Source organism: Leptospira tipperaryensis (assembly GCF_001729245.1).
Lineage (GTDB): Bacteria > Spirochaetota > Leptospiria > Leptospirales > Leptospiraceae > Leptospira > Leptospira tipperaryensis.
In genome coordinates, this window is record NZ_CP015217.1 from 3,438,605 (window position 1) to 3,461,500 (window position 22,896).

Below are 22,896 nucleotides of genomic sequence, written 5' to 3' on the forward strand. Positions count from 1 at the left end.
AATATACGAAATTAGAATTATGACTACAACTTCCACAATCAACAAATCAGAATTAAAATCCCTCATTGGACCGGGAAAAATATTTTTTAGAAACGATCCGGACTTTGACGAAGCGACCTTTCTTTCTTTTGGAACCGACAGAACCAAAGTTCACAGTCCCGATTTCGAAATTCTCGCTTTTCCCACAAACACCGAGGAAGTTGCAAAAATCGTAAAGTACGCTTTTGAAAACGATATCTCCATCGTTCCTTCCGGTGGAAGAACGGGTTACGCTGGAGGAGCGATCGCGAAAAATCAAGAATTGGTTCTTTCCCTTTCCAAGATGGACAAGGTCCTGGACTTTGATCCTTTTTTCGGAAGTATCAAAGTGCAAGCGGGAATGATCACGAAAAATCTTCACAAAGAATCCGAAGAAAGAGGATTCTACTTTCCGGTGGACTTCGCATCCACGGGTTCTTCCCATATCGGCGGTAACATCGCGACTAACGCGGGTGGCGTGAGAGTCGTCCACTACGGACTCATTCGTCAGTGGGTTTTAGGACTCACCGTAGTAACGGGCTCCGGTCAAATCTTAGAATTCAACGGCGAAGTTCTTAAAAACAACACCGGATACGATCTCAAACAACTTTTTATCGGCTCAGAAGGAACGTTAGGCGTCATCACGGAAGCAACTCTGAAACTCACTACAAAACCTCTGGACAACCGGGTTCTTCTCGTAGCGGTTCCCGATTTTGTCTCCATTCTTTCCCTTTTCAAGGAAACTCACCAGGTGAAGGTTCCCCTTCTCGCATTTGAATTCTTCACCGAATATTGTCTCGGAAAAGTAAAAGCCCATTTGGGAGTTTCCGATCCGTTTTCGGCTCCGAGCCCGTATTACGTTTTGATGGAATTCGAAATCGCCGACGAAAGCGACGATGAAAAACTCTTCGGCTTTTTGGAAACGATCACGGAAAAGGAACTGATCAGCGACGGAAGTCTCGCTCAGAATTCCAAACAATCCGAAACCTTTTGGAAGTATCGGGAAGGAATCAGCGAAAGTATTTCCATCGATTATACGGTTCATAAAAACGATATTTCACTTCCTCTTCGAAATATGGAACCCTTCCTCGTGGAAATGGAAACCCTTTTAAAAGACGAATACCCAGGTTTTGAAATCGCGCTCTTCGGTCACGTAGGCGACGGCAATCTTCACCTAAACATCGTTAAACCCAAGGATCTTTCCAACGAAGAATTCTTCAAAAGATGCAAGAGCGTGGATCCTGATATGTTTCGTTTATTACAAAAATATCATGGATCGATCAGCGCGGAACACGGAATCGGACTTTTAAAAAAGGATTTTCTCCATTTTTCCAGGTCGGAAGCCGAAATTCTTCTGATGAAAGAAATCAAAAAATCCATGGATCCGAAGAACATCATGAACCCCGGTAAAGTGTTCTGATGATATCCACGAACGGAGCCGGCGGAAAAAAACCGAGGAAGAAAAAGAAGAAGATTCAATCCGATCATAGGATCGTAATCCGAGCTCTTACCTTGGACGATTACGACGACGTCAAAGAAATTATGGACATCGTCTTTCCGGAGTTTGACGGAGCCTGGAAAAGAAATCAGTACGAATCTCAGATCACAAAATTTCCGGAAGGCCAGATCTGTATCGAAGACAACGGAAAAGTCGTCGGCGCTGCGATCAGCCAGATCATCAAGTGGGCCGATTACGGAGACAATCATACTTACGAAGAAATCGTAGGAAAGGGAGATCTCAAAAATCACAACGAGGAAGGAGATTCCCTCTACGGAGTCGATATCTTCGTTCACCCGGAGTATAGAGGTCTTCGTCTCGGTCGAAGATTGTATGACGCGAGAAAAGAACTCTGTGAAAGACTCAATCTCAAAAGAATCGTAGTCGGAGCTTGGATGCCTGGTTACGAAAACTATGAAGACTCGATGACTCCGGCGCAATACATCGAAAAGGTGAGAGACAAGGAAATCTACGATCCCGTTCTTTCCTTCCAGTTGGCAAACGGCTTTCACGTTAGAAAACTAAAACGCGGTTACTTCGGAAACACAAAGGGTTTTAGCTCTTACGCTGTTCTATTAGAATGGTTGAATATATACTACGAAAAAGAAGAAACCACTCTTATCGGCGGTAAAAAAACCGTGGTCCGAGTTGGAGTCGTTCAACTTCAGATGCGGCCCGTGACCGGGATCGAAGAATTGATGAAACAAGTCGAATTCTTCGTGGATACGGTCGCCGGATACAACGTGGACTTTGTTTTATTCCCCGAATTCTTCAACGCATCACTTCTTGCAAAATACAACGATCGAAGCCCTTCCGACGCGATGCGGGCTCTTTCCAGTCATACGGAAAGTATCATCGAAAGAATGGTGGAACTCGCGGTTTCATACAACGTGAATATCATCTCCGGAAGTATGCCGGAGTACAGGGATGAAACCCTGCACAACGTTTCCTATCTTTGCAGAAGGGACGGAACCTACGAAGAACAGTATAAACTCCACGTAACCCCGGACGAAGACTTCTACTGGGGAGTGAAAGGTGGATACAATCTTTCCGTGTTCAACACGGATTCTTGTAAGATCGGAATTCTTATCTGTTTCGACGTGGAATTTCCGGAGCTCCCGAGAATTTTAGCGGAACAAGGAATGGACATTCTTTTTGTTCCTTTTTATACGGACACGAAGAACGGATACAACCGAGTCAGACACTGCGCGATGGCAAGAGCCATTGAAAACGAATGTTACGTAGTAATCTCCGGCTCCGTCGGCGCTCTTCCTCATGTGGAGAATATGGATATCCAGTATGCTCAGTCTGCTGTTTTTACTCCTTCCGACTTTGCTTTTCCTCACGACTGCGTCGCCGCAGAATCCGTTCCAAATACGGAGATGACCTTGATCGCCGACTTGGATCTCGATCTTTTAAAAGAACTTCGTAAAAAAGGTTCAGTCAGAAATCTAAGCAATCGAAGAAAAGACTTATACGAACTCAAATGGATTTACGAATCATGAAAGCATTTTCTATTACGATCATTCTTCTTTGGATTTTGTTTGCCGGTCTTCAATGGAACGATCCGGATCCTTGGCTCTGGATGCCGATCTACCTCAGCGTCGTCGTTTTATATGCAGGATTTTTGATATACCCCGAGAAGACAAAAATCTGGCTCCGAACCTCTTTGATTCTTTCCGCGGCGTTTTCAGCGGGAACGGTTCTCGCCGCGATGCAGATCCAAAATCTTTCCTTCGACGACGAGGTTACGAGAGAAACGGGAGGACTGATTCTTTCAGCGATCGTTTCTCGTGTGCCTTCTTATATCATTCGAAAGAGAGAGACGAGTGCTGTTTCAAAAGGATGAAATCTTTTCGTATCACAAGAAAAGAAATTTCTATTCCGGTCTGATTTTTCTTTCCACAGTTTTTATAGCGCTCACACTTTTGATCTTGGCGACTTCCGGGATTCTTAAATTTGAAATTCCGGGCTTGAGCGCCGTTCAGAAGCTCGTCCTCTACGTGAGCAAGGAAATCCAAAAACCGAGTTTGATCGGCGTTTTTTTTACGACCCTCTTCGGCGGTTTGTTTTTCTTTTATCTTCCCATCGAATTCTTATACATTCGTGCGACCTATTCCAAACTCGACGGAAGCGATCTCATTATGCTTCATATTCTCGGACTTCTGATTTCTTTCTCGATCAATTATTTTCTGGGAAGAATCGCGGCCCGCGCTTGTATCAAACTGATAAGTCCGAAAAAATTTTACAGGATGAAAGGATTTCTAAATCGTTACGGTGTTTTGGCGATCTTTGTTTTCAACGCTCTTCCTTTGCCGGCTCCGATCTTGAGCGCGATCCTCGGAGTCATCCGTTATAAGAAGAAAATTTTTTATCCAGTCTTCGTTGCGGGGCAACTCTCTCAGTCCGTCGTGATTCTCTTTTTTGTTCGTTACGTTTTTACGGGTAAGATTTTCTGAAGAATTCTTTTTGAGGGAGTTCCTACTTTTCTTTACGGCCTTTTTGTAAAAAACGCGGGAGTTCCCACATTCGTTTAACGGAAAAATTATTTGGCACGTGAAAAGCAGAGGAGTTCCTACTTTTCTTTACGGCCTTTTTTGTAAAAAACGCTGGAGTTCCCACATTCGTTTAACGGAAAAATTACTTGGCACGTGAAAAGCAAAGGAGTTCCTACTTTTTCCTCCCCCATTCCCTAAGTTCTAGTTTTTGAGAATTTTTCTAAGCGCTTCATTCTTTTCTCCTCAATCTCCCTTGACTCTAAACTCAGCCCTCAAATATTGAGAATCATTTTCAAAATCGAAATCGACGATGCATAAAAAAACAATTCTGTCCGTCTTAATTCTCTTCTTCCTTTTCTCTTGGGGAGTTCCCGCACAACCTCAGGAAAACACCGAAAACAAGGAAAAACAACCCCCGCCCCCGACCGCGGAAGAGACCGAAAAAGAAAAATGGTCTCGAGGAACCATCTCCGTGATCGGGAAAAAGAAAAACGACCTCAAACGGATTCCCGGTTCGGCGACCATCATCGAAAAAGAATATCTCGAACAAACTCGTCCGGTCGATTCCATGGAAGTCCTTCGAAGAGTTCCTGGAGCTTCGATTCGTTATCAAGATACGGGCTTGATCTTGAACGTCGGTTTTAGAGGGGTTAATAGCGATCTCGGAAGAAAGGTTCTCATCCTCGAAGACGGAATTTTTACTTCTCTCAATCCTTATTCAGCTCCGGAACAATACTACACGCCTAACATCGATCGTATGGAAAGAATCGAAGTGGTAAAAGGATCCGGCGCCATTCTCTTCGGGCCTTCCACCATCGGGGGCGTGATCAACTTCATCACAAAACGTCCGCCAAAAGATCCGGTTCTCTCGGTTTCGATGCAGGGTGGATCTTATGGATTCTTCTCCTCTCAAATTTCTTACGGGGGAACCTTTGGAAATACGGGAATCGATATCTCGGTTCTTAGAAAACAAGGAAACGGTTTCCGTGATCATCAAGACTTTCGACTTCACGAAGTTTCCTTTAAATCCGTAACCGATATCAATGAGAAACACGCACTCACAACAAAATTTTTAGGAACCGTCCAAGACGCAAACATGACCTATCTCGGTCTTACGACGGGGCAATTCTGGAACAATTCTTCTTCGAATTTTGCGGAACAAGACAATCGTAAACTTCAGAGATATTCCGGCGACTTGGGTCACGAATGGAAAATCACCGACAACTCCAAACTTGTCTCGAAAGTTTACGCAGCTTATACGGAAAGAAACTGGACTAGACAGAATTATGTTCGAAACACCGGCTCTAATTTCAGCACCCTTCCGAGCAACGTAATCAAAGCCTATGATACGGAACCTTTTGTAAATAGACCGGGAGACACGGTCTATATGCTCGATAGCGTAGGTCATAGGGACCGTTCTTATCGTTTTGTAGGCGCGGAATCCCGCTATCAACTCGATTATCAGTTTTTTGGAATTAAGAATCAGTTGGACGCCGGTCTTCGTTATCACTACGAGACTGCGGATATCAAATACATAGATGGACCGTCTACTCCTGATTATGCGATCTTTGGAAACGGTTTGGGAAATCCTGCGACCGGAACCGCTTCTTCCGAATATTCTCTTGCAAAATCGGGACAACTCAGAGATCACGAAGTCAACAATACGAAATCGATCGCGGGCTTTGCACAAAACAGTTTTAAATTCTACGATAAGTTTTCGGTGATTCCCGGAGTTCGTTATGAAACGTTTACTCAGAATCGAACGATTCTTCGTCAGCAAGCGGTCGATCCCGTGACAAACCAACCGGATCTGAATTCTCCTCCGCAAGAAGTCGACAAGGGAAGCACTCACACTTATCGAGTTCTCATCCCCGGTTTGGGTCTTACTTACGATATCAGAAAAGACCTGACTTGGTTTGCGGGCGCACACAAAGGATTCTCCCCTCCTCGTTATCAAGATGCGCTTAACAATTCCGGCGTGATCAACAAAATCGATCCAGAATATTCTTATAACTATGAAACCGGGATTCGAGGGGATATTACAAATTACTTAAACGCTCAAGTGACTTATTTTGATTTGAACTATATCAATCAGATCATCATTACTTCTTCTACTTCCGGAAACGATTCCGCTTCTTCCGCTAAAAACGGCGGAAGAACTTATAGCCGCGGCCTCGAAACGAACTTCACTTTCGATCCGGCAAAACTCTTTGACGCGAACTTTAAACTTCCGATCGAACTCATCTACACAAGGGCCGATGCGAAGATGAACCAATATTCGATCGATACTTCCAAAGTGACCGCCAACCAATCTCTCTTGGATTTTATAGTTACCCAGAGAGATAAAAATGGGAACTATGTTCCTTACGTTTCCAGAGATACCGCTACGATTTCTCTCGGTTATATTCATCCGAAGGGATTTTATGCAAGAGCTGAATATCAATATTTCTCGGCCCAGTTCCACGACGATACAAACACTCGAACGACCTATTGGGCGGATTCCATCACGGATCCTCTCGGCAAAAAAGTATTACAATATTTGAATATTACTTCTGACAGCTCCGGTGAAACCGGAGTCATCCCGGCCTACGCTCTCGTGAACGCTTCTCTGGGTTATAAGGACCCGATCAAACGTTGGAGCGTCTTTGTGACGGGGAAAAACTTAGGGGACGTTCGCTACATTTCCGGACGCCTCCCGGAAGGGATTCAAGTTGGACCCTTTCGTCAGATCAACGTAGGAGTTAGTTTTGAACTCTGAGAATCTGAAAATGAAATCTTTCTTTTCAAACGCGGCTTTCGCTGTGGAGTTTTTGCGTGTGAGATCCTACTTTTCTCCGGAAAATCCTTCCTTCCAGAGACGGATCTCCTTTGAAAAACGTAGGAACCCCCTTTTTGAGGGATTTTTTTGCGGGAGTTCCCGCAATTTTGATCGAGCAGCATATTTTCGATTGACCAAAAATATGATTTTGAGAATTAGTATCAATATCATAACAACCAGTTCATCGAAAATTCCCCGGTTGTCGGCGAAAGCTTCCATCCGGGACCTTTTTTCAAAGACATCCAGGAAACTCTCATGCATCTAAAAAAAACATCTCTTCTCTCGATTCTCCTCATCACGACTTCTTTTCTATTTACGAATTGTAAGTCGGAAAAGAATAACAACGATTCGACGATACTCGCCGGTATCGTGGCGTTAGGATCCGTCCCGACCGCGACAAAGGCTCAGGTCATCGATCGTTATCTCCAATTGGGATATGAATCTTACGATCAAAGTTATAAGGACGCAGTCACTCTTCAAACTGCTGTCACTGCATTTGCAGCAGCCGCAACTCCATCCGCGGCGGATCATACAAATTTAAAGAATCTTTATGTAATCGCTCGGGCTTCTTATCTTGTCACCGAAGCGTTTCGTTTTTCTTCCGGCCCGATCGACAACTCCGATGCGGTTGGTTGTGGAGCGGCTGCGGACGGATCCGGATCGTCGGAATGTGAAGGACTTTTGAATGCATGGCCTTTGGACGAATCCGCGATCGACAATTATATCGCGGGCGCCGGAGCTACGACCTATACTGCAATCTTAGCAGTAAACGGAAATGCAACCGCAACAGGAGCAACGGAAGGAAACGATGAAAAAGTAGTCACCGTTGGCTGGCACGCAGTTGAATATCTTCTCTGGGGACAAGATCTTTCCAACGCTGGAGTCAATCAGATTTCCGGACAACGCCCGGTGAGTGATTTCGCAAACGCAACCGCAGGGGGAGCCAGAAGAAAGGCTTACTTGAAAGCAATCACAGACGCGATGGTTGTTCAACTGAAACTCATCCGCGACCAGTTCTCCGACGGAACCACATATTCCAATCTTATGAAATCCAATCCAAGCGCGGGACTCACAAATATCTTTCAAGGTCTTGGCAAGTTCATCGCCGGAGAATGGGGTGGACAAAGACTTACCGGAACGTTTGACGGACAACAAGAAGAAGAACATTCCTGCTTTAGCGATACGACAAAAGCGGACTTCTACTACGACGCACAAGGCGTCCTCAACGTATGGTTTGGATCTTTTCAAATTAAAAAAGGAGTCGTGACTTCTACCGGCCCGGGCTTAAGCTCCCTTTTCGGAACTCTCACCGCTCCACCGATCGCTTCTCAAGTGACGGCTTCCAGAGACGCATTCTGCCTCAATCTTCCGGAACAAGTCGCCGATCCGAATTACACGACCACATGTCCTTCCGGATCTTTGACAGGACGTTACGATCAGATCATCCGAAACACGGATTCCGAATATAATATTCTATTCAATACTCAGAAATTGATCGGAGACACTCTGAAAAAAACGATCACCGACGCGGCAAAAGCGGTCGGGGTTTCGATCACGGACTTTTCCATTTAAGTTAGAAAATAAAATACAAAAAGATGAATCGTTATGAAAAACAAAAATACAAAAATGAGGGAAGAATTTTCTTCCTTCATGGTTTCAGCATATTCTAATATACGCAAAGGATTCCTCTTGGGAATCTTTTGTGTTATATTTTCACAGTGTGGAATTTTAGATCAAAAGAAAAAAAACAACGATCTAGAATTGGCAACCATTCTTCTTGTCCTTCAAAATCTGGACCCGGGCGAACAATACTCCGGCGGATTTACGACAACATTTGATAGCACCGTAAACGCGTTTGATTTGGTCGCGTCCAATCTTCGCGAAGGCGGGAACATTGACTTTCAGGGCGGGAATTCCTTTTTCAATCGCCTCTGGGTTCAAGGCGGCAATTCCGCCTCCGACGGTTTAGGCCCGGTTTTCAACAGCACTTCCTGCAACGGTTGTCACGTAAAAGACGGAAGAGGAACTCCTCCCGCAAGCGGAAGTAGTAATTTTTCAACGATGCTGATCCGAGTCAGTAAGAATGGAAAGGATTCGATCACAGGCGGTCCCCTCGGACTCGACAACTACGGTTTGCAGATCAACGACCACGGAGTCGCGGGTCCGCCCTTAGTTCCGGCGGAAGCGGTAACGACCGTAACTTTCGCCGAAGAACCGGGAACCTTTCCTGACGGCGAAGCCTATTCTCTTAGAAGACCGACATTTACGATTTCGGCTTGGGCCTTCGGAACTCCTGCCGTAGTCAATCAGTCTCCTCGCACTTCGCCGATGATTCCCGGACTTGGACTCTTAGAAGCGATACCGGAAGCGACGATTCGTTCCTTTGCGGATCCGGACGATTTGGACGGAGATGGTATATCAGGAAAACCGAATACAGTCTGGGACGCCAAACTTCAAAAAAAGGTACTGGGTCGATTCGGATGGAAGGCAAACGAGCCGAACTTAACTCAGCAAAATCAGGGAGCGTTCTTAGGAGATATAGGAATCACGAGCCCTCTCTTTTCAACTCAGAACTGTACCGCGGCGCAGACGAATTGTCTCGCGTCCACTCCGGGGAACAACGGAACCGCGGAAGGAACTGAAATTTCGACGAAGACGGCGAATCTCGTAACCTTATACACAAGACTCGTAAGCGTTCCGGGGAGAAGAAACTGGACAAACACGGACGTAGTGCGTGGAAAAGAAATCTTCACACAAGTCGGTTGCAACGCTTGTCACAAACCTTATATCTTTACCGGTCCCATAGACGGATTTCCGGAAATTTCTTTCCAACACATCAAACCTTATACCGATCTTCTTCTTCACGATATGGGAACCGATCTCGCGGACAATCGAGAGGACTTTGATGCAACCGGAACCGAATGGAGAACTCCTCCTCTTTGGGGAACCGGACTCGTTCAAAAAGTAAACGGTCACAACAACCTTCTTCACGACGGAAGGGCAAGAGGTCACAAGGAAGCGATTCTTTGGCACGGAGGAGAGGCCCTCAATTCTAAAAACAAATTTATCGCTCTACCGAAAGCGGATCGGGACAAACTGATTCTTTTCCTGGAGTCTTTATGAGAACTTTAGAGTTTTCTAATAAACTCCGAAAGAGCGCCGACTTTGCAAAAAAAGTCAAAATTCTTATATTGACCTTCTTTGTGATTTTTCCCGGAATCCGTTGTGAGGAAATCGGAAAAATCTCCGGCGCAGAAACCTTGATAGTAGCCCTTTTTGCAAACGCAAGTACGGGAGAATTTTTGAATTACACCGCCAATCGAGTGGCGGTTCCTCAGTTCAATAAACTCTTGGTCGCTTCGAACCAATTGAAGACAAGCGCCGCAACGTATCAAACGACTCAAAATACGACCACTCTTGCCGATCTTCAGAACCAGTGGCTGGCGACGAGAAGACTCTTTAAACAAGCGGAGATTTTTTATATCAACCGTTCCTATCTCCCTTCCACGTATTTTCATAGGCTGGATGGATATATTTTGGGAGAAACCAATCGACCGGTTTCCACCGATCTCGATACTGCGGCGGCAACAACTCCTTCGTCGAGTACAGTAGACGGCTATCCGCTCACAAGAAAAGGATTTGCCGCGTTAGAATACTTTATCTTCGACGATGGAACCGGAAACAAAACGGCGACTGCAATCAATACCGCAAACGGAAATGCCGGAAGAAGAGCGTATATCGCATCTCTCGCGACTGTGATTCAACTTGATTCGCAAAGACTTTACAACTCATGGAATTCTTCTTTTGCAAACGAGTTGGCGACAGGATCCACTTCCTTTGCTGGAATCAAGGACGCCGTCGATTCGTTTATCAACGGGATCGTCCAGTTGGAATACGTAAATCAGGACGTCCGCATCGGAACACCCGCCGGGCTGACTCTTGCAGGCACGACTCAGTATCCTGCAAAATTGGAATCGATCTACAGCGACACTTCTTACCAAGATCTTCTTTCCTCGGTGGAAGGATTAGAACTCGTTTATGCCGGAAATGCAGGAGAGGCGGATTCTCGATCTCTGAGTTATTTGGTGACGTTGCAAAATAGCCAATTGGATACGAGAGTAAGAAGTAGGATCGCAACTCTCAAGAGCAATCTTCAGAGTAGAATCAACGCATCCGTCACGTTAAAAGCCGATCTCACGGGCAATCTGACATTTGTGGACGAACAAGTTTACGATCGATTCAAAGAATTGAGGACGATCTTTGCTACCGAAGTCATCGGAATCTTAGGAGCCAACGCACTCCCGTCCAACGCGGACGGAGATTAAGTTTTTAGAATATTCTTTTTTTATGATTTGAAAGAATCAAAAGGAACAAACAAAGGTTTGTTCCTTTTTTTATAGAAATGGAAGGATTTAGAGGGAATACATAAGGCAGGCCCGGATTCACAACCGCGTTCGAATAAGAATACTTTCTAATTTTCAAACCCGGATCCGCAAACTTTCTTTCCACGCCGCTGGAACAGTGAATTATAGAAGGTTCTGAAAAAGTGGAAACCTTCACGATCAAAAGCACTTTTGGAAAAGATTCAAACCGTATTTAAGAATAAAAAAATGAAACTTCTTATCTTTTCACAGTTTGGCTCTCGTTATTTTCTTTGCAAAGCCTTCTAATGTTTTAAAATCGAATTTAACAAGTCGGAAATTTTTCTATGAATCTTTCTAAGAGCGCAGTCGTTTCCTCACTTTTAATTTTTATTTGGATTCCGTTTCTTTGTATGAGCCAAGTTCATTACCAAACAATTTCTCTGGAAGAGTTGGTCCGAAGTTCCCCTTATATCTTTTTGGTCCGCGCGGAAAATCCGTCCTTTTCCGTTACAAAAATTAAGATTCATTCCAAACTTCTAAAAGAACTTGGAATTCAAGAAAAACTGATAAAAAAAGTTCCCGATTTTGAAAGAAGAATCGGCCATTACCGAATTCAAGAGGTTTTAAAGGGAAGCTGGGATCAAAAATCAATCTCGGTACTTCCGGCGAATTTTATAAATTCTCTCGAACTCCATATTCTTTACTATGGAACCGGACTTTCTGTTTCTCCCATCTATCTTTCTTACAATTCTCCCCAGAATCTAAACGAAGAAAATCAAGATTTTATCATATTCTTACATCGTTCTTCCCGACCTGCAATGTTTGAGTGGACCACGGTGGGAAGCCTCGAATCCATCGATCGTAAGGAAGAGATTTTGAATCTGATCTCCAAACAATGAGAAGAACTTTCAAATGTGAAAATCCGACTTGCCATCCAAAGGAAGATTGATTCCATTCTCCGAAAAAACAAAGAGTGGAGAACAAATGAATCCGGCAATCATCGCGTTAATAGGTTTTACGGCTTGGACGATCCTTCTGGGAATCGGAGTGATCAGCATTCGCACGTTTAAGGTCCTAAAGGGAGAAAAGAAATCAAACGAGTTTCCTTCCGGAATCCAACACGGAAGCAATTTCTATTGGAGACTCAACAGAGCGCACGTTAACTGCGTAGAAAATCTTCCGATCTTTGCAACCTTGGTTTTGATCGGAGCTTTCGTCGGAGTCTTAGATTCTACGTTCGCAATGGTAAGCCAAATCATCTTAGGAGCGAGATTGATACAAACCGCCGCCCATCTCAGCTCCGGTTCCGATATCGCGGTGAACGTTCGCTTTACGGGATTCGTGGTTCAGTATGGAAGTTTTATCTGTTTAATCTGGCAGATTCTTCACAAATCGGGAATTGTCTAAAAAACAAAAAGAATTGGATTCTTTAGAATTCTCCTGAATTCTGGAATCAGATGATTCTATTTGCGGACAAAGAAAAAGAACTCAAAGACTCGAAAAGTTTTTGGGCCTGCCTGGGACGAAACGTTCTCTCCAAATCCGGAGAGAACTCCGGAAGATTGATCGACGTTCGAATTCTTTCTGGAAATCTTTCGGGCATCCTCGTCCTCAAAGGTTTTCGAAAAATTTACTTTTCGAAAGAATATCTCAAGTCCGATTCCAAAGAAAGAATCCTTTTAAAGATCGATCCTCCGAGTAACCTCCTCGGCAAAAGAGTATATGACAAAAACGCGAGACTTCTTGGATCCGTAGTCTCGATTCAAGTCGCGCCGGGAACTTCCAAGTTGGTTCGTTTTTGGGTTCGAAAATTTCCATTCTCCCCTAAAATCGAATTTTATCCCGAAGACATCGAAACCTCTATTAAGAATGTCTTATTAAAGAAAGATTATGCCAAACGAAAGTAACATAATCACTTCCGATGATATTCTCGGAAAGGAAGCGCTGGATCCGGAAGGCCAGATTCTCGGGGTCGTGGTCAAACTTCATATCGATCGTGTGGAAAAAAGAATCACAGGAATCACAATCGATCAGGGTTTTATGAAACCCGATCTTTTTGTGGGAATCGACTTTGTTCGCACTTTAGGAGTGGACGCAATTCTTCTGAATACGATTCCTTTTGAAAAATACAAAGGCCTAAAGGTTCTAAACAGCGACGGCTCCGAAGAAGGCGTGGTCGAAGAAGTGATTTCCAAAAACGGAAAGTTAGAATTCCTACTCGTCAAGACCTCCCTCAATCCTCTTTCCAAGGAAAGAAAAAAGATCCCCGCGTCTAAGGTTCAGGAAATCGGAGACAAGATCTTACTCAAAAGAAAATCTTCTTGACCAAAACCGGTTTTTAAGAAGGATTCTGAGTACCTGAACTTTTGTCCACTTTCCGCGATAAATTTAATTCGGAACCTTGTTATCAAATCTACAGGTCTTAATAAATTCTATGACTTCCAAGTTTGACTTCCTCCGCAAAAATCTCTACAGTATGGCGGAGCTCTGTCTCGAACAAGTACTCATTCTCGACGACGCTTTGGAAACCGACGATTCCGAACTTGCAAGAAAGCTAATCGACCGAGACGATCTCATCGACAACCTCGAAAAACAAAACGACAACCTTTCTCAGAACGCGATCTTAGAAGCCGTCGCCAATCGAAATTCCATGGGAATGGATCAAGTCGACGGAGAAGTCATTCTAAAAAGAGATCCTCTCCGCTTTGCACTTTCCGCGATTCGGATTACTCGAAACTTAGAAAGAATGGGAGATCAGATCGTAAACTGCGCGAAGTGTTTTCGAAGAGGTCTGATTCCGAAACGGTTTTTCTGTGACGAGGAAATTCTAAACAAACTTTTATCCAGAGTCATTACCATCGTGGGTATGGCCGTGGAATCTTTGGTCGAAGAAAAAAATCGTTTCTATGGAAGCGTTCATTCGGTCGAAGAAGAGATCAACAATCTCTGTCAATCCGCATTCTTAAAATTCGTAATGGATCCAAGATTGGATAAAAATCAATTTGCCGATGTGTATCGTCTCATCCTTTGTTTGGAAAGAACGGGAGACTATGCGGTCAACATCGCGGAAGAATTGGTCCGTTTGAATACGGGAATGGATATTCGACACGTTTCGGATCCGGTTCAAGCAATCGCAAAGACAAGCTGAGATTTCTTTCACACCTAACTCTAATTAGTTGTCTCTGGATGTATAATTCTGTTCATTTCAGAATATAACGTGATAGGTAAATATCTCTGCGATGAGTTATACTATGAACGCGTAATTTTTAAATCTAAGAATTTGGTTTTATCATGAGAAAACACTTCACTCATACTCAGAACGGGATCGAAACATTTTGGCAAATCGAGCTCTCCGGATATTCTATCCTTCTTTCCTTCGGAAAAACGGGTTCACTTGGAAAACGAAGAATTCTCAACTTCGAAAAGAGAGACGAATGCAGCAAAGAATTCGAAAGACTCGTTGAAGAAAAAACAAAACAAGGATTTCAAGAATCCGATCAGATTCCACAATACAAAATTTTTTCCGGCGATCCTAATTATTTACAGAGCTGGAATCAAATCTTAGAATCTCCCGATCGGAAAGAAGCGCTTAGGAATCACTTTCAGTTTTTGTTGGAAACGGAAGAATGCAAATCACTCCTGGATCAAATTCTTTCCCAAATCACGGACGTAAAAATCGAAGAAGATCAATTGATTCTTACCTTGCCTTGGTCTTACGACGACGAAACTCCGGTGCATCTTTGCTGGCAAAAGCCGTTTCTTGGAAAAATTCATACTTCGGTTCCGAATTCCATGGCAAAGTTTGCTTGTATCTTTAACGGAATCGAAATCAAACACGACGAAGACGATTATCCGACCTTTGCAATCCGAGGTATTTCTACAAATACGGATTCTCCCGATCGACCCGCAAACGTAGAAAGCGACTACGGTTGGGAAGAAGAAATCTTAGAAGAAGGCGAAAGTTGGTGGATCTCTCCGCTGGAAATCGTAGGAAAAGATTTCTCCGACGTACAATCGTTAGGCGCCTTTGACGATAGCCAGAACTGGCTCGTATATCATCCGTTTATCAAAAACAAATACGGAGAACCGGCGATCTCTTGCGTGGATCACGGAAGTTGTGATTTGGAACCGCCTACGGTTCGTTACGGAATGGGCGGATTCTTACTCAGAGAAATTTGCCGCTGGGTTCGAGACATTGAAGTCGATTCGGAAGAAGAATTGAGTTTGGACGGAACTCCGATCGTTTCCAGAAAATTTCAAGAATTTATGGCTCACAAGGCGGTTCAGATTTCCGAGAACGATTCCGACGTCGCAAAACGTATTTTAGAATTCGACTGGCATTCTTTCGCATTCAAAATTCACAGAACGATTTTGAAATGGGTAAAAAGTCTTGGAAAAGAAGGCGCCGTAAAAGAAAAGATTCTCGTTTTTGATTCTTATTGGGACGACGCTGGTGAAGTCGTTTATCTCGGTTTTGATTGGCACGCGGGAAGCGACTACGATGAAGCGATGTCGGAAGGTGCGAACGTCATCGATTACATTTTGAATTTCACTTCCTTCTACGATTTTATATTAGAAAATCATGAATCTTCGCAAATTTCCGGGGATGAGATCGTGGAAATTCTAGGAGACGATTACAATTCCGTTCGAGATATTCTCGCGTTTCTTTCGATCGAAAATTTTATCTCGATCGCAAACGGTAATGAATTCAAAAAAATCCCGAAAGAGGAAGAAGGGATTTATTTTGCCTATTCGCATTATCACGACGAAGACGCGGATGTCGCTTATCATTCTCAGAAAGGAATCGAGAAAAAATTCTTCGATGAATATTTTCCAAAGGACAAAAAACCTAAGAAAGAAAAGGAAATCTCGGAAAAAGAACAGGAACTTCTGGACGATATCGTCGGCGACGTCATGGAAGACTACGCCGGAACTTGGAAGAGCACGATGGAACAATCCATCGAACGTCTCGACAAAAACTTTCACGAGAATCAAGAAAGGTATCAGAGAGAATTCAATCGTATCTTAGAATACAGAGAAAAAGTCACCAAAGAAGAGGAAAAAGAAAGATTGAGCGATTTAGGAATGCAGATCAGTTCCATCGCTCTGAATCGTTTTTTAAAGGAAAACAAACCGGAACTCGCGGGTTGGGTTCTCAACTGTTATCATGAAATTTATCCTACTCTCGGAATCAATCGTAAGTCCGTAGTGAAGGGGAACGATTCCGGGAAGATGTACAACACGACCGAATACTTTGCCGGAGACATCATCGTCTTTATCGCCAAATACGGCGGTGGGAAATTTCTTTCTTTGGTGGAGAATTTGCTTCCTCTCGAGATCAAGGACAGTCGTCTCGCTTTCAATCTCGCTTGTTTGAATTCTTTGGAAAAAAATAAATCCAATACGCTTCGTTATACTCAGATCGCTTTGGCTCTTGGAAAACCGAAGAGCGATTTTAAAGACAGAGACTTTGATAATTTTCGGGATGATCCGGAGTTTCATTCTCTCGTCGCTCATTGATCACGAGTAAAAGGGAATGAGGAAAATTTAATTCCCTGAGTTATATTTTTTTTTCCGCCTTACGGTTCGTTGGCGAGGAACCGTTTGGAGTATGGGAACAATTCATCTATACACAAACAGAAAAATTCAATCCGTCTTATTTGAAGCCAAAAAAGAAGTCGAGACCATCCTATTTCCGGAACGTTATCTGAATTCTTTGTCCGGTAAAGAGAGGAAAGAACTCCCGGGAAAAATTCTTCCGCTCCTGAAAAGATATCAAAAGTTTATGTTATCCAAGAGAAGAATCAATCCGAGAGCCGGAAAGACTCTTTATCAGGGAGATCAAGGAAGGTTGGTGCGCGTGAATTTAAGAATTGAATCCGAGGCCTGGATCCTCCTCGGAGTTCTTTCTGCGACCCACGGAGTGTCTCGTTGTTTTATGGTGAACTACCTTCTTTGGCTGGATGACTCCGGAGTGGGAGATTCTATCGATGAGGCCTTGAACGTAGGATGTCCACCGTTCCATAACTCGTACAGCTATATCTGGCACCTCGACCTGCTCGGAAAAAGGATCATTCGAAGAATAGAGTTCGATCCCGACCCGCTTTTTACCGATTCTTAAAAGAATCTTCCCAAAACGGATCAGGACCTCAAAAAAAAATTATTCTTTCGGACTAACTACGATCGGTAAATTGCTCTTATCGAGAGGAATAAAAATCATCTTAGAATTCGGATTATCAAAAGCTTTATACTGAAGATATCTCGTAGTCAACTTCTCATTGATGATCGCCTGCGATTTAGCCTGACCTTCCGCGCGAATCATCTGCGCTTCCGCATCGGCTTTCGCCCTCTTCTTCGCAATTTCGATGTTCTTCTCTGCGATTTCGAGTTCGTATTTTTGCTGTTCCAACTCTTGTTGTTTCGTCAACTTTGCTTCGATCGCGTGCAACATATTTGGAGAATATTCTATATCATCCAGGATCACGTCGAAAACTTCGATATGTTTTCCCCTGGTTCTTTCGATCACGGCCGTCTTGATATCTCTCGCAAGAACCGCGCTGTTTTTTGAAATCTGAATCATCTGGTGATGCGAAACTATATTCCGGATCGACGCGCGAAACTCGGGCTGCACAATACTTCTATAATATTCGGGACCGACCTCTACGTGGAGCTGAAAGATCTCTTCCCGAATCGGGCGAAGAATGATGACGGCCTGAACGTCGATTTTCAAATCGTCGTTTGTAAGCACGTCCACCTTCTCTTTATGAGAATCCCATTGCATCGAATACGTATAAATATCATTCCAAGGTAATAACCAGTAAAACCCGTTTAAGACCGGATCCTTACTAAGACCGACTTCCGTAAGTCCGAACGGTTTCCAGAACAATCCTATCTGTCCGGGATGAACCGTGGAACCGCAATTCAGAGTCAAAACCAGGAGAACACTGAGAAAGAATTTTTTCCTATTCATAAGTAATCTCTTATATTCCTTTTTTTATATTAATTGATACCGTCAAATTCGATGGTAAAACGTTTTATCAACTTCGGATCCACGTATTTTGCGCTCGCGTAAAAATCCCTTTTGTGACCAAAAGGAAGTCCCTGCACCGCAAATTGACAAGATTCCAGAAGAACGTCGTCCTTATCATAGAAGTTCATCGTAAAAAAAGCTTCCGTGTGATCCTTCCCGGAAAGGTTTTCAATCTGTCCGTTGATCTCTAAGAACGTAAACTGATCTTGCAAACCTACATTGTAATATTTGTATTTCCCATCGATCGTCAATTCTCCATTCGGAACTTTGTTTCCGATCATTAGAGCTGGGAAGATAAGGAAGAAAAACAAGAGAGGAATCAGCTTGGACCAAATTCTTCCTTGTTTTGAAGAAAGAGCTTCGCGGAACAACACGGCTTTGATTTTTTTTTCAGTCATAGAATACTCGATCTAAAAGCGTATCACTCATTTCAAAAAACGGAAATCGCTTTCTAAACACTGTCCAATATTTTTGCTATTTTTTGAATGTACGACGCCAAAAGAGAAAGATTCCGAATATAAGTTACAAAGGTTAGGCCCAAGTTGAAGTTCCTTTTCAACTATTTTCAGGAACCTGATCCAGATAACTTTTCAATTCTTCTTTTAGACCGGGAGGCAAGGCGAGACCGGCGCCTTCGATTCTTTCGTTGTATTTGTTAAACGAAAAGCGGTGTCTCGAAGTACGAATGTAATCTTCCAAGGCTTCGGAACCCCAGTCTAAAATGTCCTGTATAAATTCTTCATTCTCTTCCAGCTTTTCGCAATAAGGAATGAAAAGAGGACGATTGACCGGTCTTCCGATCGTTCTATAAAACATAAGTCTTTTGAGAAGATCACTGCCTTGTAGATTCTCTTTCTTTTCCATGGCTTTTTCAACCATTCTTAGATTGATACAATCCAAAAACTCGACTTTCAGATTTTCATCGTTCAGACGTTTGCGAAGAGAGGTTTTGATCTCTTCGGTTTCATAGAGAAAGTTAGGGCAATACTCGGGGCATTCCACTTCTTTGTGAAGATCACAAAAATGAAGAAGAATACAATCGATATCGGATGCCGTTTCCACGATTCCAAAATTGATCGAGCCAAGAATTTCGACTCCCGTATGAAAACCTTTCTCCTGCAATTCCTTGAGGGCGATCCGAAAAGCCTGCATCCGTTTGAGCGCCTCTTTCGTATCGTAATTTCGATACTTGTTTTTGAGGGCGATGTATTTTTCTACGAGCGTTGCTGTCATCCGGTGATGTTCCTGAGATACAGGTTTATTCCCTTAAGTACGACCTCGGGAATTTCATGTCCACCCGGAAAAGCGATCATTTCCCCTTTCCATCCCGCACCGATCAAAAGTTGTTCTAATTTTTTCGCGGCGGGATAACCGAGAACGGGATCCATTCTTCCATGACTCTGAAAAAATTTGTAATCCTTCTTCTTCTCCGCCAAACGTTTCCAATCCGTTTCACTAATAAGAGTTCCGGATAAGATAAGAAGCCCGGCAGGATTGATTTCAGAATGAAGCGCGATGTCGGTGGCGAGCATCGCACCTTGACTGAATCCCCCCAGGATCACTTTGTCCAAAGAAAGTCCCAGACTGGAAATCATCTCGAGCGCTTTTTCGCGCGCGCTCTCCAGTCCCGCCGGATAACGATCCGAAAAATCTCTATATCCTCCCGTAGTCATCGCCCTCTGCAACGCTTCCATATCGATCGGAAACCAAGCCCTTCCGTTGTAACCCGGCATCACAGGAATTTCTAAAATCCCGTTTGGAAAAAGCCAATTGGTTCCTTCCGGAAGATCGAGATACGCGCTGAGGGGAGAAAGATCGTAAGCGTTCGCTCCGTATCCGTGAAAAAGAATCACCGTGTATGCCTCGGGATTTCCTGGCAGATAAACGGCTTCGATAGGACCGATCGATTCTAAAGGACGATTGTATGAAGATTGCATGTTTTGATTCTCCAAATTCAAAATGAAAGAATGTTCATCTAACGAATATATATTTTCGTTTTAGAAAGGCAAAGGAAATTCGAGAGAAAGTTTTTACTTGGCAATTCTATTTCTCTCACGGAAATGGAAAGCCAATCAGTATCTCGACACGAGGGAAATCATGTCTAAACAATTCGAAGGAAAAATAGCACTCGTTACCGGAGCGGCGTCTCCACGCGGGCTCGGAAGAGCGATCGCAAATACTATCGCTAATGAGGGAGGGGACATAGTAGTATGCGACCTCAACAAAGAACATATTGAACAAGCCGCAGCAGAGATCGCGAAAGAATTCGGTGTGAAAACCTTAGGAATTCCGTGCAACGTAACAAAGCCCGAAGACTGCGACGCTGTGATCGCAGGAATCAAAGAAAAATTTGGTAAGTTGGATTTTCTTGTAAACAACGCGGGAGTTCTCAAAGACAATCTTCTCATGAGAATGACCGAGCAAGAATTCGACTTCGTTATGGATGTGAACCTAAAAGGTGTTTTCCTCATGACAAAATCGGCTTCCAAACTTCTTCTCAAAGCCGAGTCCGGAAGAATCGTAAACATCTCTTCGGTTTCCGGTCTTACGGGACAACCGGGACAAGCAAACTACTCCGCTTCGAAAGCGGGAGTTATCGCTCTCACGAAAGTTTCAGCGAGAGAATTTTCCGGAAGAAACGTTCTTGTGAACGCAGTTTGTCCGGGATACGTTCAGACCGACATGACCGCCGCCCTTCCGGAAGAAGTGAAGAAAAAATTAACCGATCCTATGTTCATTCCGCTGAGAAGACCAGGAACACAACAAGAGATCGCGAACGCAGTAAAATTCTTCTTAAGCGATCAATCCAATTATATCACCGGCACCTATTTAAGAGTAGACGGCGGCGCCGCTATCGGAATGTAATTTGTCCTCTTTGAATTTTGCAGGGGCCTTTTAAGAATGGCTTCTGCAAAATTCAAAATTCTGCATGTATTTTTCTTTTTTTCCAAGTCGCTTTTCTTTCTTTTCATTTCATAAATCGAAAGCGATAACTCACCGAAAAGTTTAACAGGGACGTATTTAAGTCCGGGTGCAAGCTCTTTTTAAAAAAGAAACTTTGTCGTAACAAGAGAACTCGCTTCCTTATAAAATAGAATTCTAATTTTCAGAATTGTTTCAAATTGTTTATAGGAAAAATAAAGAAGCGATCTATCACTGGTAATGTAGGAAGAACAACTTTTTGAAAAGAACCTTGAAAATCCGAAAATTCACCTGCTTCAAGATATTCTTCTTTGTCTCCTTACTCTTCGGCGATTCCCTTTTTTCGGAAGCCGCCTGCGTAGGAACCGAATGCGCGTCTCTCCCTGCGGAAGTCGTCATCGGAAGCAACCTCATCGATCCTGCGTTAGACGCGGTTTATACAAAGGAGTTCCTACTTTCTATGGGAGAAGCCGCCGTATTGCAAAATATCAACTCTTCCATGTTAGGAGGAACGATTTTTACCAAAAGAAGAATCGGTGCTGGTTATTCTATCGCAAGGACCAATTTGAGTCCGAGAAATTACTTCTTCGAAAACTCGGAATTGCGGGAACTCCCCAAACAAGGAATGGCCGCCTCTCCTTCGGTCAACTTCGGTTTCAACTTAGGAAGTCTCTTCGAAGGACCGAGTCCGCAACTCTCGAAATGGAACATTCACTTCCACTATTTTCCCTACGAACTCTCGGAACAAAACGTTCCGTTTTTAAAATTGAGGAAGACGGACCTTCACGGAAAAGTAGCAAACACCGGTTTTAACGTAAGATACTTTCCTTTTTATTCATCCGCAAACTCTTCCGATGGAATCGGCAAAGACGGACTCTCCTTAGGCTTCGGAATCTTTCAATCAATCCAGACGATCAGCCTACATTCTTACGATCGAAAACCGACAAACATTCGTCTCTCGGGACAACCTCGAAAATGGATCGGGATCAACGATCTCACATACAATTCAAATATCTATTCGGCTACATTCGATTTTCGTTATGCAAAGACGATCGGATTTTTTTCCTTCTACGGAGGCCTCGGCGGGATGTTCAATCAAGGAAGTGTGGGAATCCAAGTGGAAAGAAATTTCGCTCTTTCAGCTCTCGCAAACAAAGACGATTTCACGACCAATCCGACCCTCGTCTATCTGGATCTAAAGCGAAATCTTTTTGTAAATCATTCCAATTGGTATGGAACGATCGGGATGGAATTCAACTGGAAAGACGCGAGCGTAATTATAGAATATTTAAAAAATAAGAATTCAGAGTCGGTCAGCTTGGGAGTTTTTATTCATTTTTAAGAATCCTTAAAAACTACGTTTTCATAAACATTATAAAAATTGAATCTATTTTTAAAAACTCAATAGTTTATCGCTTTCGGAAATGATTTCGTAAAGATCGGCGAGGTTGGAATACTTGCAAAAATCCTCCCCTTTTGTGTGTCTTAAATCCAAACAAGTTCCACACGCGAGAATGTCTCCGCTCCCGTCCTGAAAAAACGAGATCTGATCTTTGATTTTAAATTCGGAAGAATCGAGTCGTAACGATTCGACACCTTCACCCAAAAGAAAAACTTTTACGGAATCTCCTTTTTTCAAAGCAAAGTTCCCGATTCGGAAAGCGTTGTAAACGGTTTCCGGTTGTGAGGTATAAATGATAATTCCTAATTTCATCTTTGATTTTCCTTTCTTCGGTTTAACAATTTTC

22 protein-coding genes are annotated in these 22,896 nt (G+C 43.4%); 17 read left to right on the forward strand and 5 right to left on the reverse strand.

What is annotated here, in order from left to right; translation table 11 throughout:
* Nucleotides 1-19 precede the first annotated feature (19 nt).
* The 15 genes from A0128_RS16180 to A0128_RS16255 all read left to right on the forward strand — a co-directional run bounded on the left by A0128_RS16180 (nucleotide 20) and on the right by A0128_RS16255 (nucleotide 17,317).
* The gene (locus A0128_RS16180) at nucleotides 20-1,438 is read left to right on the forward strand and encodes an FAD-binding oxidoreductase (protein ID WP_069608452.1); all 1,419 of its coding nucleotides are present in this window, start codon (nucleotides 20-22) and stop codon (nucleotides 1,436-1,438) included.
* Nucleotides 1,438-3,021, forward strand: coding sequence for a bifunctional GNAT family N-acetyltransferase/carbon-nitrogen hydrolase family protein (locus A0128_RS16185; protein WP_069608453.1), 1,584 nt, complete (start codon nucleotides 1,438-1,440; stop codon nucleotides 3,019-3,021). Before A0128_RS16180 ends, A0128_RS16185 begins: the two co-directional genes overlap by 1 nt.
* Nucleotides 3,003-3,365, forward strand: a complete 363-nt coding sequence (locus A0128_RS16190) for a transmembrane 220 family protein (protein WP_083244153.1) — start codon at nucleotides 3,003-3,005, stop codon at nucleotides 3,363-3,365. The genes A0128_RS16185 and A0128_RS16190 overlap by 19 nt, the downstream gene beginning before the upstream one ends.
* Nucleotides 3,346-3,975 carry a VTT domain-containing protein gene (locus A0128_RS16195; RefSeq protein WP_069608455.1) on the forward strand — a complete coding sequence of 210 codons (630 nt, stop codon included), beginning with the start codon at nucleotides 3,346-3,348 and terminating at the stop codon, nucleotides 3,973-3,975. The genes A0128_RS16190 and A0128_RS16195 overlap by 20 nt, the downstream gene beginning before the upstream one ends.
* Before the next feature lie 349 nt (nucleotides 3,976-4,324).
* Complete coding sequence (locus A0128_RS16200) at nucleotides 4,325-6,772, forward strand: TonB-dependent receptor family protein (protein WP_069608456.1); 2,448 nt, start codon at nucleotides 4,325-4,327, stop codon at nucleotides 6,770-6,772.
* Between the two features lie 315 nt (nucleotides 6,773-7,087).
* Entirely contained in the window at nucleotides 7,088-8,404 is a 1,317-nt protein-coding gene (lruB, locus tag A0128_RS16205) for an imelysin LruB (protein WP_069608457.1), read from the forward strand.
* A 33-nt stretch (nucleotides 8,405-8,437) separates the two neighbouring features.
* The gene (locus A0128_RS16210; protein ID WP_069608458.1) at nucleotides 8,438-9,955 is read left to right on the forward strand and encodes a di-heme oxidoreductase family protein; all 1,518 of its coding nucleotides are present in this window, start codon (nucleotides 8,438-8,440) and stop codon (nucleotides 9,953-9,955) included.
* Nucleotides 9,952-11,157 (forward strand): imelysin family protein, encoded by a 1,206-nt coding sequence (locus tag A0128_RS16215; protein ID WP_069608459.1) that lies wholly within the window; start codon nucleotides 9,952-9,954, stop codon nucleotides 11,155-11,157. The genes A0128_RS16210 and A0128_RS16215 overlap by 4 nt, the downstream gene beginning before the upstream one ends.
* Before the next feature lie 383 nt (nucleotides 11,158-11,540).
* Nucleotides 11,541-12,095: a hypothetical protein gene (locus A0128_RS16225; protein ID WP_069608461.1), complete on the forward strand. Its 555-nt coding sequence runs from the start codon at nucleotides 11,541-11,543 to the stop codon at nucleotides 12,093-12,095.
* An 85-nt stretch (nucleotides 12,096-12,180) separates the two neighbouring features.
* A complete protein-coding gene (locus tag A0128_RS16230) occupies nucleotides 12,181-12,603 on the forward strand; it encodes an MAPEG family protein (RefSeq protein WP_069609352.1) in 423 nt (140 codons plus the stop codon).
* 50 nt (nucleotides 12,604-12,653) lie between these two features.
* Complete coding sequence (locus A0128_RS16235) at nucleotides 12,654-13,103, forward strand: hypothetical protein (protein WP_069608462.1); 450 nt, start codon at nucleotides 12,654-12,656, stop codon at nucleotides 13,101-13,103.
* Complete coding sequence (locus A0128_RS16240; RefSeq protein ID WP_069608463.1) at nucleotides 13,087-13,521, forward strand: PRC-barrel domain-containing protein; 435 nt, start codon at nucleotides 13,087-13,089, stop codon at nucleotides 13,519-13,521. Before A0128_RS16235 ends, A0128_RS16240 begins: the two co-directional genes overlap by 17 nt.
* Nucleotides 13,522-13,630: 109 nt before the next feature.
* Entirely contained in the window at nucleotides 13,631-14,344 is a 714-nt protein-coding gene (locus tag A0128_RS16245; RefSeq protein ID WP_069608464.1) for a phosphate signaling complex PhoU family protein, read from the forward strand.
* Nucleotides 14,345-14,487: 143 nt separating this feature from the next.
* A complete protein-coding gene (locus A0128_RS16250) occupies nucleotides 14,488-16,716 on the forward strand; it encodes a WGR domain-containing protein (protein ID WP_069608465.1) in 2,229 nt (742 codons plus the stop codon).
* Between the two features lie 91 nt (nucleotides 16,717-16,807).
* Entirely contained in the window at nucleotides 16,808-17,317 is a 510-nt protein-coding gene (locus tag A0128_RS16255) for a DUF1564 domain-containing protein (protein ID WP_069608466.1), read from the forward strand.
* A 39-nt stretch (nucleotides 17,318-17,356) separates the two neighbouring features.
* On the opposite strand, the gene A0128_RS16260 is transcribed toward A0128_RS16255, so the two are convergent.
* From A0128_RS16260 to A0128_RS16275, 4 genes are all read right to left on the reverse strand, one after another.
* Nucleotides 17,357-18,166, reverse strand: coding sequence for a prohibitin family protein (locus tag A0128_RS16260; protein WP_069608467.1), 810 nt, complete (start codon nucleotides 18,164-18,166; stop codon nucleotides 17,357-17,359).
* A gap of 29 nt (nucleotides 18,167-18,195) precedes the next feature.
* Nucleotides 18,196-18,624 carry an FxLYD domain-containing protein gene (locus A0128_RS16265; protein WP_069608468.1) on the reverse strand — a complete coding sequence of 143 codons (429 nt, stop codon included), beginning with the start codon at nucleotides 18,622-18,624 and terminating at the stop codon, nucleotides 18,196-18,198.
* A gap of 157 nt (nucleotides 18,625-18,781) precedes the next feature.
* Nucleotides 18,782-19,459, reverse strand: a complete 678-nt coding sequence (locus tag A0128_RS16270) for a hypothetical protein (protein ID WP_069608469.1) — start codon at nucleotides 19,457-19,459, stop codon at nucleotides 18,782-18,784.
* On the reverse strand, nucleotides 19,456-20,163 hold the full coding sequence (locus A0128_RS16275; RefSeq protein ID WP_069608470.1) for an alpha/beta hydrolase: 708 nt from the start codon (nucleotides 20,161-20,163) through the stop codon (nucleotides 19,456-19,458). Before A0128_RS16275 ends, A0128_RS16270 begins: the two co-directional genes overlap by 4 nt.
* Nucleotides 20,164-20,323: 160 nt before the next feature.
* Between A0128_RS16275 and A0128_RS16280 the strand changes: the two genes are divergently transcribed.
* Together A0128_RS16280 and A0128_RS16285 are read left to right on the forward strand one after the other, a co-directional pair.
* Entirely contained in the window at nucleotides 20,324-21,091 is a 768-nt protein-coding gene (locus A0128_RS16280; RefSeq protein WP_069609353.1) for a beta-ketoacyl-ACP reductase, read from the forward strand.
* A 328-nt stretch (nucleotides 21,092-21,419) separates the two neighbouring features.
* On the forward strand, nucleotides 21,420-22,490 hold the full coding sequence (locus A0128_RS16285; RefSeq protein ID WP_156781865.1) for an Lsa36 family surface (lipo)protein: 1,071 nt from the start codon (nucleotides 21,420-21,422) through the stop codon (nucleotides 22,488-22,490).
* 51 nt (nucleotides 22,491-22,541) lie between these two features.
* On the opposite strand, the gene A0128_RS16290 is transcribed toward A0128_RS16285, so the two are convergent.
* A complete protein-coding gene (locus tag A0128_RS16290) occupies nucleotides 22,542-22,862 on the reverse strand; it encodes a DsrE family protein (protein WP_069608471.1) in 321 nt (106 codons plus the stop codon).
* Between the last annotated feature and the right edge of the window lie 34 nt (nucleotides 22,863-22,896).